17 protein-coding genes and 2 tRNA genes are annotated in these 16,514 nt (G+C 58.7%); 15 read left to right on the top strand and 4 right to left on the bottom strand.

Translation table 11 applies throughout. The features are described from left to right. The first annotated feature begins 136 nt into the window (after nt 1-136). The 4 genes from ATO10_RS14980 (at nt 137) to ATO10_RS14965 (ending at nt 3,148) form a co-directional block, all read left to right on the top strand. Nucleotides 137-655, top strand: a complete 519-nt coding sequence (locus ATO10_RS14980) for a DUF2314 domain-containing protein (protein ID WP_035253144.1) — start codon at nt 137-139, stop codon at nt 653-655. A 66-nt stretch (nt 656-721) separates the two neighbouring features. Next, complete coding sequence (locus ATO10_RS14975) at nt 722-1,108, top strand: MAPEG family protein (protein WP_035253142.1); 387 nt, start codon at nt 722-724, stop codon at nt 1,106-1,108. Between the two features lie 198 nt (nt 1,109-1,306). Further along, on the top strand, nt 1,307-2,977 hold the full coding sequence (locus ATO10_RS14970; RefSeq protein WP_238323520.1) for a sensor domain-containing diguanylate cyclase: 1,671 nt from the start codon (nt 1,307-1,309) through the stop codon (nt 2,975-2,977). 96 nt (nt 2,978-3,073) lie between these two features. Beyond that, nucleotides 3,074-3,148 (top strand) — tRNA-Gly (locus tag ATO10_RS14965). Nucleotides 3,149-3,393: 245 nt separating this feature from the next. Here ATO10_RS14965 and ATO10_RS14960 read toward each other — a convergent pair. After that, complete coding sequence (locus tag ATO10_RS14960) at nt 3,394-3,843, bottom strand: potassium channel family protein (RefSeq protein WP_035253138.1); 450 nt, start codon at nt 3,841-3,843, stop codon at nt 3,394-3,396. A gap of 71 nt (nt 3,844-3,914) precedes the next feature. On the opposite strand from ATO10_RS14960, the gene ATO10_RS14955 reads away from it, so the two are divergent. From ATO10_RS14955 to hisH, 7 genes are all read left to right on the top strand, one after another. After that, nucleotides 3,915-5,162 (top strand): efflux RND transporter periplasmic adaptor subunit, encoded by a 1,248-nt coding sequence (locus tag ATO10_RS14955; protein ID WP_035253136.1) that lies wholly within the window; start codon nt 3,915-3,917, stop codon nt 5,160-5,162. A 4-nt stretch (nt 5,163-5,166) separates the two neighbouring features. After that, on the top strand, nt 5,167-8,217 hold the full coding sequence (locus ATO10_RS14950; protein ID WP_035253135.1) for an efflux RND transporter permease subunit: 3,051 nt from the start codon (nt 5,167-5,169) through the stop codon (nt 8,215-8,217). A 347-nt stretch (nt 8,218-8,564) separates the two neighbouring features. After that, a tRNA-Gly gene (locus ATO10_RS14945) sits at nt 8,565-8,639 on the top strand. A gap of 104 nt (nt 8,640-8,743) precedes the next feature. After that, a complete protein-coding gene (locus tag ATO10_RS14940) occupies nt 8,744-9,481 on the top strand; it encodes a DUF4261 domain-containing protein (RefSeq protein ID WP_035253132.1) in 738 nt (245 codons plus the stop codon). Between the two features lie 17 nt (nt 9,482-9,498). After that, on the top strand, nt 9,499-9,846 hold the full coding sequence (locus ATO10_RS14935) for a DUF7716 domain-containing protein (protein ID WP_035253129.1): 348 nt from the start codon (nt 9,499-9,501) through the stop codon (nt 9,844-9,846). A 157-nt stretch (nt 9,847-10,003) separates the two neighbouring features. Beyond that, complete coding sequence (gene hisB / locus ATO10_RS14930; protein WP_035253126.1) at nt 10,004-10,591, top strand: imidazoleglycerol-phosphate dehydratase HisB; 588 nt, start codon at nt 10,004-10,006, stop codon at nt 10,589-10,591. A gap of 2 nt (nt 10,592-10,593) precedes the next feature. Further along, nucleotides 10,594-11,232, top strand: a complete 639-nt coding sequence (hisH, locus tag ATO10_RS14925; RefSeq protein ID WP_035253123.1) for an imidazole glycerol phosphate synthase subunit HisH — start codon at nt 10,594-10,596, stop codon at nt 11,230-11,232. Here the strand turns inward: hisH and ATO10_RS14920 are convergent, their stop codons facing one another. Then, complete coding sequence (locus ATO10_RS14920) at nt 11,233-11,961, bottom strand: AraC family transcriptional regulator (RefSeq protein ID WP_035253121.1); 729 nt, start codon at nt 11,959-11,961, stop codon at nt 11,233-11,235. Between the two features lie 86 nt (nt 11,962-12,047). Between ATO10_RS14920 and ATO10_RS14915 the strand changes: the two genes are divergently transcribed. Beyond that, complete coding sequence (locus tag ATO10_RS14915) at nt 12,048-12,584, top strand: peroxiredoxin-like family protein (protein ID WP_035253119.1); 537 nt, start codon at nt 12,048-12,050, stop codon at nt 12,582-12,584. A 30-nt stretch (nt 12,585-12,614) separates the two neighbouring features. Here ATO10_RS14915 and ATO10_RS14910 read toward each other — a convergent pair whose 3' ends face one another. Then, a complete protein-coding gene (locus ATO10_RS14910) occupies nt 12,615-12,998 on the bottom strand; it encodes a DUF2147 domain-containing protein (RefSeq protein WP_035253117.1) in 384 nt (127 codons plus the stop codon). Nucleotides 12,999-13,133: 135 nt separating this feature from the next. On the opposite strand from ATO10_RS14910, the gene hisA reads away from it, so the two are divergent. Further along, nucleotides 13,134-13,856 carry a 1-(5-phosphoribosyl)-5-[(5-phosphoribosylamino)methylideneamino]imidazole-4-carboxamide isomerase gene (gene hisA / locus ATO10_RS14905; RefSeq protein ID WP_035253114.1) on the top strand — a complete coding sequence of 241 codons (723 nt, stop codon included), beginning with the start codon at nt 13,134-13,136 and terminating at the stop codon, nt 13,854-13,856. A gap of 486 nt (nt 13,857-14,342) precedes the next feature. On the opposite strand, the gene ATO10_RS14895 is transcribed toward hisA, so the two are convergent. Then, on the bottom strand, nt 14,343-14,819 hold the full coding sequence (locus ATO10_RS14895) for a hypothetical protein (protein ID WP_035253109.1): 477 nt from the start codon (nt 14,817-14,819) through the stop codon (nt 14,343-14,345). Between the two features lie 56 nt (nt 14,820-14,875). On the opposite strand from ATO10_RS14895, the gene hisF reads away from it, so the two are divergent. Beyond that, entirely contained in the window at nt 14,876-15,634 is a 759-nt protein-coding gene (gene hisF / locus ATO10_RS14890) for an imidazole glycerol phosphate synthase subunit HisF (protein WP_035253107.1), read from the top strand. Next, nucleotides 15,634-15,948 carry a phosphoribosyl-ATP diphosphatase gene (locus ATO10_RS14885; RefSeq protein ID WP_035253106.1) on the top strand — a complete coding sequence of 105 codons (315 nt, stop codon included), beginning with the start codon at nt 15,634-15,636 and terminating at the stop codon, nt 15,946-15,948. Before hisF ends, ATO10_RS14885 begins: the two co-directional genes overlap by 1 nt. The last annotated feature ends 566 nt before the right edge of the window (nt 15,949-16,514 follow it).

Raw genomic sequence — 16,514 nt, 5'->3', positions numbered from 1 at the left:
ACCGTCAAAGCCATCCACATCACACCAGGCGCCCAAATCGACGCAAAAGACCTCCTCATCGAACTGGAGTAGCGGCACAAAACGCTCTAACATCAGGCCACGCCGGTTTCGGCGTGGCCTTTTGTTTGGAGCCTGAATGCGCCTGTTTCTTGCGACCTTGCTGGTCTGGGCGCTCCCGCATATTTCGGTTGCGGGAGATGAAACGGTGCAGTTTGACTCTGATGATCCGCTGATGACAGCGGCCATGTCCGCCGCGCGGGAAACGCTTGCCAGCTTTTTGGATCATACCCGTGGAAACGGGGCTTGGCTGCACCCGGACGCCGAGATGAAAGTGGCTCTGCACACCACCGCTGCCGCGCGTCAGCTTTATGATGTTGCGGTCGAAATCATCTGGGTGTCGGACATCGAGCGCAATGGCGAAACCTTCACCGGCCGCCTGGCCAATGACCCCAACATGCTGGGCGATCTGCAATTTGGCGATCAGGTAAGCTTTACCCAGGCGCAGATCAGGGATTGGTCTCTGCCCGGGGCGGATGGGCGGATGTTTGGGCATTACACCACGCGGGTGGTGCTGGACCGGCTGCCCCCCGAACAGGCGGCCGGATATCGGGAATATCTGTCCGAGACCCCTGCGCCCGCGGGCTGGCGGCCCTAAGACCACGGCGCGCTGGCAATTCCCCGGGTCGGCGTTATCCTGTCGCGCAGTGAGCAGGAGAATATTATGATCAGCGTTACCCCAATTTACGCAGGGCTTATTACCTTGCTGTTTCTGGTTCTTAGTTTTCGTGTCGTTGGCGCGCGCCGTTCCACAAAAACCTCGGTCGGGGATGGCGGCAATGAGGTCATGTTGAAACGCATGCGCGTTCAGGCCAACTGCGCCGAGTACGCCCCGATTGGGCTGATCCTGTTGGCGCTGGCGGAATTGCAAGGCATGCCAATGGTTTGGTTGCATCTGTTTGGCGCGATGCTGTTGGCGGGGCGGGCGCTGCATGCCTGGGGTTTCGGCGCGACGCCTCAGATCATTCCGGCACGCCGCTGGGGCATGTACCTGACGGTTGGCATGATCGCGTCTCTGGCGCTGGCGAACATTGCACACGGGCTGATTTAGGCGGTCGCTCGTCGCGGTTGTCTAAAATTCGAACGAACGTGCAGGGCTATCTTAACTTTTGCGAAAGCCAGACGCGGGACAAAGGCGCACCTCTGTGTTTCCTCAGCGCGAAAGCCCCTGGTTATGGTCCGCCTTCTCTCTCGCAAGATTGCGCCTCTCGTCTTGTTGGTCGGCCTTATAGGGGTCAGCTTTTTGGTCGTGCGGACCGTCCCGGTGCCGGTGATTGACAAAATGCTGGAGCACGACATTCGTGCTCAGGCGCTGGTTTGGGAAGAACGCTTGCTGGAGCATCTGGATGGTGGCGCGCAGGTGTTCTCAAACAGCCTGATGTCCAGCGCAGATCGCGACTATCTGGAACATATCACCATCTCGTCCGACATTTTGCGCTTTCGGCTGTACGACAGGACCGGGGCGGTGTTCTGGTCATCGCATACCGGGGAAAGCGGCTTGCAGCTGGATCCGGTGATCGCCCAGCGGGTGCTGCAACTTGGCGACGCGCATTACCGGCATTTTGCGGCAACCGGCGAAACCGGCAGCGACAGCATCGCCACCCATGGGCTGACCAGCGCCGGCACCCGTCACGAGGTTGCCGGGATCGCGCTTCCGGTGGTCGACAAGGGACAGACCCTTGGCGTGATTGAGTTTTTCACCGACATCACTGATCTGCGAAACACTTTTATCGGGCGACTGCGCACGGCGCTGATGGTGCTGTCAGGCCTTGGGTTGATGGTGATGCTGTCTGTGCTGGCGGTGATCACCATAGCCAACCGAAAACAGGTACACGTTCTGAAGGTGCGGGCACAAAAAGAACAGGAACTGATGGAAAACCAGATGCAGCTGGCCCGCGAGGTCAAGCTGCTGGGGGAGCTGAATGAATGGCTGCAATCGAGCCGCTCCATGCAGGAACTGTTCGACATGGTCGCGCAGTTCATGGCGCATATGCTGCCTGAAAGCGAAGGCACGGTGTATGTCTATTCCAACTCTCGCGATGTGCTGGACGGCTCGGGCAGTTGGAATGGCGGTAAGCTGAAAGATCACATCCGTCCGGATGAATGTTGGGGCCTGCGGCGCGGGCGGACCTATAGTTTCGGCGACAGCGAGGTTGATTTCGTCTGCGCCCATGCCGAACCCCATGATGACTCGCCTTATTTTTGCTTTCCGATTCTGGCCCATGGTGAAACCGTCGGGCTGATGCATCTGAAAGCGCTGGAGGGAGCAGACATTGACGAGTTCCACGCCAGCCGGAAACTGGCCCAGATGTGCGCCGAGCAGGTGTCGCTTGCGATCGCCAATGTGCGGATGCGTGATCAGTTGCATGATCAATCGGTGCGCGATCCGCTGACCGGGCTATATAACCGCCGTCACATGACCGAAACCCTGCGCAAATTCATCGAGGCCGCGAAACGGGGCACCGGGATGCCGTCGGTCATTTCCATCGATGTTGACCACTTCAAGAAGTTCAATGACAACCACGGCCATGACGCGGGCGATATGGTGCTGCGCGCGGTGGGGTCGGTGTTGCAGCAGGCTTGCGACGGGGATGAAATCGCCTGTCGTCCGGGTGGCGAAGAGTTCATGATATTGCTGCCCGATCTGGACGCCGACGCGCTGAACAAACGGGCCGAGGCGCTGCGCGAGAACATTGAGCTGATCAGCGTCAGCTATGGCGGCAAAGCGCTGCCGCGGATCACCGTCTCAATTGGGCTGGCGCAATATCCGGCGCATGGGACGATGCCACAAGATCTGATGCGCGCGGCAGACAATGCGCTTTATGAGGCCAAGGCCAAGGGGCGCAACACGGTGGTGCGCGCTTCGGGGCTGGCCGACACAATGCCCGCCCCTGCCCTGCCCGATCTGGCCGCAGAATGACGCGCCGGCCGCCGACCGGGGAAAAAATGCGAAAAGCCGGTTTTTTCCTCTTGCAGCCTTGGGCCGCTTTGCGTAAATCACCGCTCACCCAAGGACGCGGGCGTAGCTCAGGGGTAGAGCGTTACCTTGCCAAGGTAAATGTCGTGAGTTCGAATCTCATCGCCCGCTCCAATTTCTCTACCTCAGAAATCTTATCCGGAGCGATCAAGCCGATTATTTGGCTGAATAAGCGTGGCGATTGCTTGTCACTGCGATGGCGCACGACAAACGCGGTAAACGGCGGCTTTGGGCCCATCGCCGACGCGCCGAAACTCGATGCGGGCGCTGCGGCAGGCGGGAAGAAAGTGCAACACGCGCGATGTGGGAACAGCGAACCAACCAACGCCGCAAGCCCAACCACATTCGACAGTCCACTTTCAGACATTGCGGTCGCTTTTGAAAACATCAGGCAAAATTCTGGTCAGGACACCGATCAGAAACGCCGTGCTGATACCGAAGGTCAGGAGCCCAGTGATCGCGCAAAACGTCGCGACAATGCGCGCCTCTGGCCCAAGGACAATGTCCCCGTAACCAAGCGTCGTGTAGGTCACAGTCGCGAAGTAAAAACTTGTTGAAAGATCGGGCAGCGCAGCAATGACAAGAATGCTCACCGCCCAGATCCAGACCTGAACTGTGTGCGCAAACACCAACACAAGCACCGCAAGCGCGAGCAAGGCTACTATCCGAAATCGAGGCCATCGATTTGCGGGCAGCCGAGCGGCGAGGCGCCCGAACAGGGGAACACTAAAGGCAACGACAGCAACGTGGATAACCGCGCAGAGCGTGAGCAAGCCGGTTCCAAGGACAATCTGTTGCACGTCGCTCATCATTTGTTCCGTCGTTTTGGACTTTGCGCTATTCTTAAACAGAGACAGGTTGGGCGAACAGGAGAATTTCCATGCTGCGATCCGGAGTTGTGAGTGCATTTGGCGCGATTACCTTGGCTTTTTGCGGACCTCTGTTGGCACAGGACGCGGCTCCCCGCCCGGCCAAAGTTGCAAAAGTGACCGCGTCTTCCGCTACGGTCTCTCGCTCCTATCCTGCCAGCGTTCTGCCCTCTCGGGAGATCGAGCTGTCGTTCAAAGTATCGGGCCAGGTGGTCGATCTGCCCGTCCGCGCCGCGTCCGAAGTTGCGCGCGGGGATGTGATCGCGCAGATCGATACGCGTAATTTCGAGAACCAGATAGCGCAGCTGCAAAGCCAAAGGGATCAGGCGGTTGCACAGCTTGATGCATTGAGAGCCGGCGCGCGCGCAGAAGAAATCGTGTCGCTTGAAGCAGCTGTGGAATCGGCCCAAGCGCAGGTCGATCAGAAACGAGAGGCCCTGACACGCGCAGAGCAGTTGCTGGAACGCGGTGTCGCGACTCAGGCGCAAGTCGAAGGGGCTCAGGCCGAATTTCGCGTTGCCGAAGCCAACCTGCGGGCGCAGATGGAGCAACTTCGGATCGGCCAGGTGGGCGGCCGACCCGAGGATATTGCCGCCTCGGAGGCCGCCATTCGCGGCATCGACGCGCAAATCAAAGTGGCGCGCGACAGCCTGTCGGATGCCACGCTTGTGGCGCCCTTTGATGGCATCATCGCCCGGCGGGACATTGAGAATTTTTCGAATGTGCAAGCAGGTCAAACTATCGTTTTGCTGCAGAGTCTGGATGTCGTGCATCTGGCGTTCGACATCCCAAGCCCTGATGTCATCGCCCTTTCGCGCAATGGTCCGGGGAACATCACCAACACGGCTGCTTTTGATGCCCTGCCGGGGCAGGAGTTCGAGGCGGAAATCGTAGAGTTTTCAGTGCAGGCAGACAGCGCCAGTCAGACATATCGCGGCCGTGTCGCTGTCGAGGTTCCCGAAGGCGCGGTGATCCTGCCCGGGATGGTGGCACGGGTGATCGCATCTACGGATGGCAACGCGGCAGAGGTGCACGCGCCGCTGTCGGCCATTGCGGCGGCCCCCGATGGTGCCCCTTTCGTTTGGCTGGTTGATGCATCCGGCGTGGTGGCGCAAAGAGACGTCAGTTTGGGCGCGGCCAGCGGATCGCACGTGGTGGTGACACAGGGGTTAGAGGAGGGCGACGTCATCGTCTCGGCAGGCGTCAGCGAGATCATTGAGGGCATGACCATTCGCCCGATCACGCAGGTTGGGAACTGAACAGATGGATCTTGCTCGGTTTGCCCTTGAGAAGAGGCTGATTTCTGCTGTTGCGACGGTTTTGATCCTCTGGGCGGGGTATTTCGCCTATACTGCATTGCCGCGTTTCGAAGACCCGGAATTCATGATCCGGCAGGCTCAGATTGTCACCCCCTATCCCGGTGCCTCGGCCGAACAGGTCGCCGAAGAGGTAACCGAGGTGATCGAGAACGCTTTGCAGCAATTGGCGGGTGTAGATGAGGTGCGTTCGGTCTCGGCACCGAGCCTTAGCACCGTGACCGTCGATTTCACGATCGCGGCAACGCCGGACTATCCGGAATTGGATGCGATCTTTTCAAAGATGCGGGCCAAGATTTCGGACGCGCAGTCGAGCCTGCCCCCGAACGCACTGGCCAGTCAGGTCTATGATGATTTCGGAGACGTCTATGCGCAGTATTATGCCATCACCGGCGACGGCTTCACGATTTCGGATCTGTATGAATACGCCAAGGATTTGCAGCGTGAACTGGTCACGGTTGATGGCGTCTCAAAAGTCGTTCTTAGCGGCGTGCAGGAGGAGGTCATCTATGTCGAATACGCGCCCTCGCGTCTGACCGAACTTGGGCTGGCACCGGCCCAGATTCAGCAATTGCTTGAAGGTCAGAACCTTGTCACGCCTGCCGGTTCCATCGTCGCGGGCCTGTCACGATTGTCGGTGCGGCCCGAAGGCGCTGTGGGCTCGATTGAGGCGATAGAAAGCCTTTTGATCACGAACCCTCAGACGGGAACATCATTCAGGCTAAGGGATATCGCAACCGTGTCGCGGGGGCTGAAAGAGCCGCCATCCTCGCTTCTTTTCCGCAACGGGGAACCCGCGATTGGCTTGGGTATTTCCAACACGCTGGGGGGCAACGTTGTGACAATGGGTAAGGCGGTTCAGGACCGGATCGACGCGCTGGAAAACGAGCGCCCCATTGGCATCAACGTCTTGCCGATTTCCGATCAAGGCGCAAGCGTCGAGGCCTCGGTCAACGACTTCGTGGTGAATGTGGTGATGGCGCTTGCCATCGTTGTCGGCACGCTCTTGATTTTTATGGGCTTGCGATCCGGCATTCTGATGGGGGGCATCCTGCTTGTGACTGTGGCCGGCACCCTGTTCGGGATGTATCTTTACGGTCTTGATATGCAGCGGATCTCGTTAGGGGCGTTGATCATTGCCCTGGGCATGCTTGTCGACAATGCCATTGTGGTGGTCGAAGGCACGATCGTGCGTGTGCAGCGGGGCGAAGATGCCGCAGAGGCCTCCCGCGCGGTTGTAAAACAAACAACATGGCCGCTGCTGGGCGGCACACTTGTGGGCATCCTTGCCTTTTCGCCCATCGGTTTTTCGCCGGACAATACCGGCGAATATGCCGGTAGCCTGTTTTGGACCATTGGCATCGCGCTGCTGTTCTCGTGGCTTATTGCGATATGGCTTACGCCGTATTTCTGCACGCTGCTGTTGAAGAAAGGCAATGCGCAAGCCCAGCCAAAGGAAAACGCGATGCTCGCGGGTTACAGGCGGCTCCTTGCGGGGGCCATCCGCATGCGGTGGCTGACGGTGGGCGGCGCCATGGCCCTGTTTGCGTCAGCGATCGTTCTGTTCAGCGCCGTGCCGCCCGGGTTCTTTCCATCCTCGACACGCGATCAGTTCGTCATCGACTACTTCCTGCCGCAAGGCGCGGATATTACCCGCACTGAGCGCGACCTGCGGGAAATCGCGGACTATGCGCGTGGGCTCGACGGTGTCACGGGGACCAATACCGTGATCGGCGGCGGGCACCTGCGGTTCATGCTGATTTACGAATCCGAAAACGGCAATTCCGCTTATGGTCAGATCCTTGTGGATGTCGAAGATTACACTGTCATCGACGGTCTGCGCGCCGAGCTGCAAACCCATATCGACGAGACCTATCCAGAGTCGAACGCCAAGGTTTGGAAGTTTGTGCTGGGTCCCAGCGGTGGATCGAAAGTCGAGGCGCGCTTTTTCGGCTCTGATCCGGCTGTGCTGCGTGATCTGGCCGGGCAAGCCAAGACCATCCTATCCGCGGCGGGGGCGGTTGCGGTAAAGGATGACTGGCGGGAACAACTGCAGGTCGTGCGCCCGGTGATCAACACCGAAAACGCGCGCCGCCTTGGCCTGACGCAGGGCGAGATTTCTAACGCGATCTACAGCCACCTGACCGGGACCAACTTGGGGGTCTATCGCGAGCGCGATGAATTGCGCAACATCGTGATGCGCCCCGTAGAGGAGGCACGCAATGACATTGGTGAACTGCGGAATATTCAGGTCTATGCTCAGGCGATTGGCGGCTATATTCCGATCACTCAAGTCGTGGACCGGTTCGACATTGTCTTTGAAGCGGGCAATCTGCGCCGCATCGACCGGCAACTCGCCATTACCGCGCAGGCGGACAACGCGCCCGGTCTGCTGTCGGGCGATCTGTTCGACGCTGTGCGCGGCCCCGTCGAGGCCATAGACCTGCCACCGGGCTATTCCCTGCAATGGAAGGGCGAATACGGCAATTCGCAAGAGGCCAACGCAGGCCTTGCGTCGATCATGCCTCTGGGCTTTGGCGCGATGTTCCTTGTGGTGCTGTTCCTGTTCAATGCATGGCGTCAGACCATCATCATCTGGCTGACTGTTCCGCTTGCTCTGATTGGGGTGATCTATGGGTTGGCGGGCTCGCAAACGCCGCTGGAATTCATGGCCATCCTTGGCATCCTGTCGTTGACTGGCATGTTGATCAAGAACGCCATCGTGCTGATTGATGAAACCGACACACAGATCGCCGATGGCAAAGCCCGTATGGCGGCCGTGGTGGACGCCGCAGTTAGTCGCGTGCGCCCTGTTTCTTTGGGGGTGCTGACTACGGTTCTGGGGGTGGTTCCACTGCTATGGGACCCGTTTTTCAAGTCGCTTGCTGTTGTGATCATCTGCGGTCTCAGCTTTGCGACCATCCTCACGCTGATCATCGTTCCTGCGCTTTATACGATCTTTTTCAGGGTCACGCAGGACGAGCAGACCAAGGCCTAGCGATAGCTAAGATCATTCTCTCTGCCTTTATCCAGGCCTTGTTTGGATTTGTGGTGTTCTTCCCCGGCGCGTTTAGGGCGCGGCGGCGCACCGTTCTGGGCGCGGCATCATCCTAGCACCCGTCCCGGGTGGTCTGGCGGTCCCCTACAGCAGAGATTTTGCCCCTGCAGAGACGGGCGAAAGCTGCATCAGACCAGCCGCCAGCAAAGCCCCGCAATGCCGACACTGTCTGCGCAAAAGCAACCCTGCCCTTAGGCGTTGCCCGGGTTTTACCGTTTTTACGATATTTTCCGCTGCCCCCTTGCACCCGTCGACACGGAGCGTTAGACACCCCCTACCCAAAGGACGCGGGCGTAGCTCAGGGGTAGAGCGTTACCTTGCCAAGGTAAATGTCGTGAGTTCGAATCTCATCGCCCGCTCCATTCTTTCACTTCAGAAGTTTCACAATTCGACTGTTTGCATATAGAAACAAACAGTGATTGCCCCATGCCGCTTGGCCGACAGACCTTGTTGGAAACGTGTTCCCATGAAGAGTAAAACTATCCTGTGTATTCCCGGCACCTGGCGGGACAATGACCACTTCATGGACGCGCTGGCAGCCGGCACACATGGTCGTTTCATAGCCGCTGGAGGCAGAATCTCTGACTGCGAAACCGACTATCTATGTGGTTACCAAATATGGCCTGCCGCAGAAGGCATGGAAGAGGCCTTTCGAATGGGGTCTGCGGGCGCACCAATATCAGAACAACGGCTGGCCAAGATCGGGCAACATTCCAGCTACTTGAGCCTCTACTCCAGCCAAGACGGAACTGCAGAGGCGCTTGCCATTTCCGAGGTCGCGCTTGCTGCACTCGACTGCGGCGGAATCGCCGTTCGGGTCGAAGGTTCCAGGCGCGCATCCGGCCCTGATCAGTGGCGCAACGGTGTACAAACCGCCCAGGATCTCTTTCCCGAACTCCTGTATCATCAGTTCGTTTGGGCATTCGTTCGTGACGGCGATTTGTTTGAAACGATCGGAATGACCTTTCTCGGCCATCCCGACATATCGATTGAAACAACCGAGTTCGAAACCGCGTCTGTCGTCTATAACGAGTTTGCGAAATACTTGCTTTTCCAGAACCCTGAAATCCGCCACGGGCAAACTATCGGCTTTGAAGACACGGTTGGAACCTGGCGCATATCTAAAGTTGGCCACATCTATAGCGATGATCCTGACATCGATTTCTCACGCGGGATGTGGCGACTGCAGCGGATTGAGGGCTGATAGAGGGAGCGAAAGCAATGCGAATTTCAGACCCGACGGTGATCTCTTTTACCGAAATGACCCTCGCGGATTTGATGGCATCCGTAGAGACCTATGATGGGGACTTCCTTTTAGCCTTTACGGTCAATGACGATGGAACCATTTCTGACGATGTGCTTGTACTCGAAACGGACACCTACAGCGAGGTTGATGATGAGTACCTGGAGTTCAAAGGCCGAAACTATACGTGGGATGTCGATCTCTATACCCTGCAGAGCATCAAGAATTTCGCTAAACATTACGAGCACTCCCCATCGCGAGAGACACTTGTGAAAGACGCAAAGTACTATCTAGAGTTTGACGCCTTTCGGCCTAGACCTGAGTGACCTCAGCCTAACTGCCGTCGTCGCTCTGGTTCGCTCTACCCAATGCCCAGCCTGCGTCAGGAACGCCTTCGCAACAGTGACGCAGATTTTCGCGCGCGCCCTCTTTGCCTTGCGACGGCCGCGGCGTATAAGCCGTTGAAACCAAGGAGTACGCCCGATGCGGACCGCAACAATCACGCGTGAAACGGCCGAGACCGCGATCAGCGTTGAGATCAATCTCGACGGGACCGGCCAGTATGACAACCAAACCGGTGTGGGCTTTTTTGACCACATGCTGGATCAGCTGTCGCGTCACTCGTTGATTGATTTCACCATCCGCGCCAAGGGTGATTACCACATCGACGATCACCACACGGTTGAGGACACCGGCATCGCGCTGGGGCAGGCTTTGGTGCAGGCGTTGGGCGACAAGAAGGGCATCCGCCGCTATGGCGCCTGCCTGTTGCCGATGGATGACGCGCAGGTGCGCGCGGCGCTGGACCTGTCGGCGCGGCCCTATCTGGTGTGGAACATGGAGCTGCCCACGCAAAAGATCGGCACGTTCGATTGCGAGCTGGTGCGCGAGTTCTTTCAGGCCTTCAGCACCCACGGCGGCATCACGCTGCATGTGGACATGCTGCACGGCATCAACAGCCACCACATCGTGGAGGCTGCGTTCAAAGCCGTTGCCCGCGCGTTGCGCGAAGCGGTGGAAACCGACCCGCGTAAGGCAGATGCGATCCCGTCGACGAAGGGTGCGCTCTGACGATGCTGACAGCTTTGGTGGATTACGAGTCGGGCAACCTGCACTCGGCTGAGAAAGCATTCCAGCGCATGGCGCGCGAGACCGGCGCGGGCGAGGTGATCGTCACGTCGGACCCCGACGTCGTGCGCAAGGCCGACCGTGTCGTACTGCCCGGCGACGGGGCCTTCCCGGCCTGCCGCAAGGCGCTGTTCGATCATTCCGGCCTGTTTGAAGCGATTGAGGAGGTGGTGACCCACGGTGGCCGCCCCTTCATGGGGATTTGCATCGGCATGCAGATGCTGGCCACGCGCGGGTTGGAATATGAAGATACGCCCGGGTTCGACTGGGTCGGCGGCACCGTCGAGCGGATCACGCCGTCGGATGAGACGTTGAAAGTGCCGCATATGGGGTGGAACGATCTGGTGATCGACAACCCGCACCCGGTGTTTGACGGGCTGGAAACCGGCGAACACGCCTATTTCGTGCATTCGTATCATTTCCGCGTCGATGATCCGGCCCAGCGGTTGGCCCATTGTGATTACGGCGGCGATATCACGGCAATAGTCGGCAAGGACAACGTTGTGGGCACGCAGTTTCACCCCGAGAAAAGTCAGGCCATGGGCCTGCAGCTGATTGCCAACTTCCTGGCCTGGGCGCCCTGATCAGGCAAAGCGCAGCTGTATCGGCGCCTCGTTGAACTGGCGCCGAAACGCGCGCGAGAACCCCTCGGGCGAGCTATATCCATAGCGCCGCGCAACCGTGCCAATCCGCACACCACGCGCCAGATCCTGCCGTGCCAGGATCAAGCGCCAGCGCCGCAGATAGGCCATCGGGCTTTCGCCCACCGTGGCGCTGAACAACTCGGTAAAGCGGCTGAGTGACAACCCGGCCTCCTGCGCCAAGGCGCACGCGTCCCAATCATGCTGGGGGCGATCGTGCATGGCGACGATGGCCCGGCTGAGACGCGGATCGGCGAGACCGGCCAGCAGCCCGGTTTCCGCCACGCCGCTTTGCATCAAATGGCGCAACAGACGCACCAAGAGCACCTCGCATAGCCGGTTCAGAACCGACCCCGCACCACAGCGATCCGCAGCCACCTCGTTGCGCAAGACCGCCACTAAGGCCTGCGCATCCGGGTCATCGGCCAGATCATAGCTGGTCAGGCGCGGAAGCGATTGCACCAGCGGGTTCATGTCGCTGGCCCAATCGACCTTTGCGGCAAACACCACCTGTGCCCCTGCGCCTTCAACCCCACCACCGGGCGAAAAGAGGATGCGGCAGGGCTGATCATCCGCAGCAACGACGGCGATATCCGCGTCCCCCGCCCCGGCGGGTCGTACATTCAGCTGAAAGCGCTGAATCAGGGTGGTCAGGCGGTCTGCATCGCTCATATCGGGGTTTCTATCATTTATTTCGGATAATTCTATCCATAAAGCCGCATATATCCCCCTTAAGCCCCAAGGAAAAAGGACATCCCATGCTGATCCCCCGCCAAAAGACACCTGATCTTTCACTGCCAACGCTGTCTGGCGACAGGTTTTCACTTAGTCAGGAAAACAGCACCCGCGGGACCGTGCTGTGCTTTTATCGCGGCTACCACTGCCCAATCTGCGCCACTTATCTGAAAGAGCTGGAACGCCTGACGCCTGAGTTTGCCGAACGTGGCATAAACACCATCGCAATCAGTTCAGACGGACAGGAACGCGCGCAGGCGATGGCCGACAAGATCGAGGCCCAGAACCTGCGTTTTGCCTATGATTTGCCGTTGCAGACAGCCCGTGACTGGGGGCTGTACATCTCTACCTCGCGCGGGAAAACGTCGATCGGGATCGAGGAGCCCGCATTGTTTTCAGAACCGGGCCTGTTCATGGTCACACCGGAACAGACGTTGTTTTACGGCTCGGTTCAGACCATGCCCTTTGTGCGCCCGCATTTCTCCGAGCTGATCGGCGCGGTGGATTTCGCGATCAAGAACAACTATCCGGCGCGCGGCGAATATACCGACGCGGTTTAGGCAGAGGGGCGGGGAAACCCGCCCTTCCCCTTATTTCACCCGCGACCAGGTTTGTTTTTTGCAGATCGGGCCGACGCAGCCCGCGACTTTCAGTACATTCCCGTTCAGCGTCATCTTCGAGCGGAATTTCTTGCCGGTCGACGGCTGCCAGATGGTCCCGCCGGCGTATTTGCCGGGGCCGTCGTTGCTCATCCCCCAGACAAGTTGCTTGCCGATATTGGGGCTTTTGTATTCCCCATCCCCGTTAAACGTGCGGCTGATCACCCCGCACAGTTCGGCACCACAATTGGAAAAGGTGATATAGGCATAGCTGCCGTCGTCGACCTCGGTCTTCCAGATTCCATGCACCGGGTCGGCCATCGCGGGTCCGGCCAGAAGCGCGCCCAGCGCGGCGACTGCTGCAAATCGTTTCATGATCGTTCCTCCCAAAACTGGGGTCAGTGTGAAACATGCGCCCTATACCGGGCAAGTCTGACGTTGGGTCGGCGATACGTTGCATTCCGGGCGCGTGCGTGTCACAGAGCGCCCAACAAAACCTCGGAGGCCGCCATGATCCTTTACCCCGCCATTGATCTGAAAGACGGACAGGCCGTGCGCCTTGTAAAAGGGGAAATGGACCAATCCACCGTGTTCAACGACAACCCTGCCGCGCAGGCGTTGGAGTTTGTGAACGCGGGCTGTGAATGGCTGCACCTGGTCGATCTGAACGGCGCCTTTGCGGGTGAGCCGGTCAATGCCGCCCCGGTTGAGGAAATCCTGAAACAGACCAAAGTCCCCGCACAGCTGGGTGGCGGTATCCGCGATATGGCCACGATTGAACGCTGGCTGGACAAGGGTTTGCAACGGGTCATTCTGGGCACCGTTGCGGTGGAAAACCCCGATCTGGTGCGCGAGGCTGCACGTGCGTTTCCGGGCCATGTCGCCGTGGGGATTGATGCGCGCGACGGCAAGGTGGCCACCAAAGGCTGGGCCGAAGAAACCAACGTGATGGTCACCGATCTGGCCAAGTCGTTCGAGGACGCAGGCGTATCGGCCATCATCTATACCGACATCAACCGCGACGGCGCCATGCAGGGCCCGAACGTCGAGGCCACAGCGGCACTGGCCAACGCCGTGTCGATCCCGGTCATTGCCTCGGGCGGGGTGTCGTCGCTGGACGACCTGCGCGCCCTCAAAGCCTGCGGCGCACCGCTGAACGGCGCTATTTCAGGCCGCGCGCTTTATGACGGGGCGATTGACCTGCAAGAGGCTTTGGCGGTTATGAAGGGGTGAAAATCGCCTGCCCTGCTCTGGTTTTCCTGACCTGTGAATAGGCGAGGTGTCTGCTAATCTACCTGACAAGGCGGGAGCGCAGAACCAGTTTGATCATAATTCTCATCTATCTCGTTACGTTGGGGCCGCCGAGCATCTTTGCGATCCACGCGCTGTTTACACCGGACCGCTATAGCCCGAACGGGCGTCGGTTGCTTTGGATGCGCAATCGTAGCGCTGGCGCTGCAGCCATTTGGCTCCTGGTCGTTTTTCTTCCTGGAATACTAAGCTTCGCGATTTATCACTTGGGTAAATGCACAGGCGTTAACCAGTATTTTCGAACTACATGCGAGCGCATCCCGGATGATTTCGGAACATCTGCAGCATTTTGGATTTTCGTAGCCATGGTGCTGGGAATTGTTGGATGGCTTCCACTTTTCGGTCTGATTTGCGCCGAGTGGGCTACGCGAAAAAGCTATCGCGCACGCCAAGACGAGACCGACTAACCTACACCGCTTGTTTGCGACGTAGTCGGACCTCCTCAAACCACTTGATCAGCCCGACATCCATTGGCCAGGTGATGGCAATGAATTTGATCCAGTTGGCTATGATCAGGGGCCAGATGCCTTCCCCTCCTGCCAGCAATTGCAGGGCAAAATAGTTGTCAGTGTAATCCGCCACGACCGACAGCCAGACCAGCGCCAGCAGCAATGCGCGACGTCCGCCCTGCCAGTAGCGGTGCACAACGAAGCTTAGCACCACGCCGTAAAGCGTCGGGAAGATCAGGTCGATCGTCCAGGTGCCGCGCAGGTGATAGGCGATGTCGGCGGGGCTCCAGCTGGCCAATCCGCGTTCGACCTGCCCGACGGTCATCAAGAACCCAAGGCTGCGCCAGCCGGGCAGGAAGCTGAAATAAACCAGCATCAGGACCATCCAGCCCAGCCCCAGCACCACGCCGATGGAAAGAAGTGTAAACCGTGTCATGCGCTGTCAGATAGTGCGGCCTTGCCCTTTGCCCAGTGCGCGCCTAAACAAATCGCATGTTAAAAACGCGCATCATCCCCTGTCTGGACGTTGCCGATGGCCGTGTGGTCAAAGGCGTGAACTTCGTTGACCTGATCGACGCCGGTGACCCGGTCGAGGCCGCCAAGGCCTATGACGCGGCGGGCGCCGATGAGCTGTGCTTTCTGGACATTCACGCAACGGTCGAAAACCGGGGCGCGATGATGGATATGGTCACCCGCACGGCGGAACAGTGTTTCATGCCGCTGACGGTGGGCGGCGGGGTGCGCACGGTCGAAGATGTGCGCAACCTGTTGTTGGCGGGGGCCGATAAGGTTTCGTTCAACTCAGCCGCTGTGGCCAACCCCGATGTGGTGGCCGAGGCCTCAGAACACTTTGGCAGCCAGTGCATCGTGGTGGCGATTGACGCGAAAACCGTATCCCCCGGCAAGTGGGAGATTTTCACCCATGGCGGGCGCAAACCCACCGGCATTGATGCGGTCGAATTTGCCAAGCTGGTCGAAAGCAAGGGCGCGGGCGAGATTTTGCTGACCTCGATGGATCGCGATGGCACCAAGGCGGGGTTCAACTTGGCCTTAACCAAAGCGATTTCCGATGCGGTGGACATCCCGGTGATCGCCTCGGGCGGGGTGGGCACGTTGGACCACCTTGTGGAAGGCGTAACCGAGGGCGGGGCGAGTGCGGTGCTGGCGGCCTCGATCTTTCACTTTGGCGAATATACGATTGGCGAGGCCAAAGCGCATATGCATGCCGCGGGCATCCCGGTGAGGTTGTGATGGATATCTTACGTGAACTGGAAACGGTGATCGCCTCGCGCAAAGGCGCGGACGCTGACAGCAGTTGGACGGCGAAATTGCTGGCCAAAGGCCCCGAGAAATGCGCCGAGAAGTTCGGGGAAGAAGCCATTGAGGCCATCATCGCCGCCGCCAAGGATGACCGCGAGAACCTGACCTATGAGGCGGCGGATGTGCTGTATCATCTGCTGGTGATGCTGGCCGCGCGGGATGTGGCGCTGGACGATGTTCTGGCCGAGCTGGCCCGCCGGCAGGGCATCAGCGGCATCGCTGAGAAGGCGTCGCGCAAGGGCTGAGGCCGGGCTCGGAATTAGTTGGGGTTTACTCCTCGCCAGCTACTTCGCCATTTTCAACTCTTCCGCGTATACAATATTACCCACAGAATCTGTTATGGGAACATAGCAGGCTCCCTCTTTGGGCGGGCGGAGCTTTCCGTTCAAGCTGCTGAGAATGCTTGTCGGAACTTGCTCCTTTTGGCACGGTGGAAGTTCGAAAACAGCGTAACCTCGTTGCGCCATACACCTTCCATAGTATTCGCTCCTAAGCGAAGCGTTTGCGTCATATTGATAGACGTTGCCTCCTGATACGACGCCACCATATGTGTTGCAGCTTACGGTGGTTCCATATGTGTAGCATTGGGTTGAAACAGGAGTAGTATAGACCGGCGTAGTAGCCGTTCTAACATCTCTTGGAACCGCGTTGACGCTAGCCAGTTCGCAATCGAAATCATCTCTGTCTGCTCGTGAGACCGTGGCTCCAGACTTGAACAGGTAATACTCGTTTTGGTCGACGCACCCGACCAACACGATCATTGAGAATATAGACAATCTAATCATGGCTGAACCCACGTTATCTAAACCAC

Source organism: Actibacterium atlanticum, from assembly GCF_000671395.1.
GTDB classification, from domain to species: domain Bacteria; phylum Pseudomonadota; class Alphaproteobacteria; order Rhodobacterales; family Rhodobacteraceae; genus Actibacterium_D; species Actibacterium_D atlanticum.
Note: the sequence above shows the minus strand (reverse complement) of the source record. Positions and strands in the feature narration are given on the sequence as shown.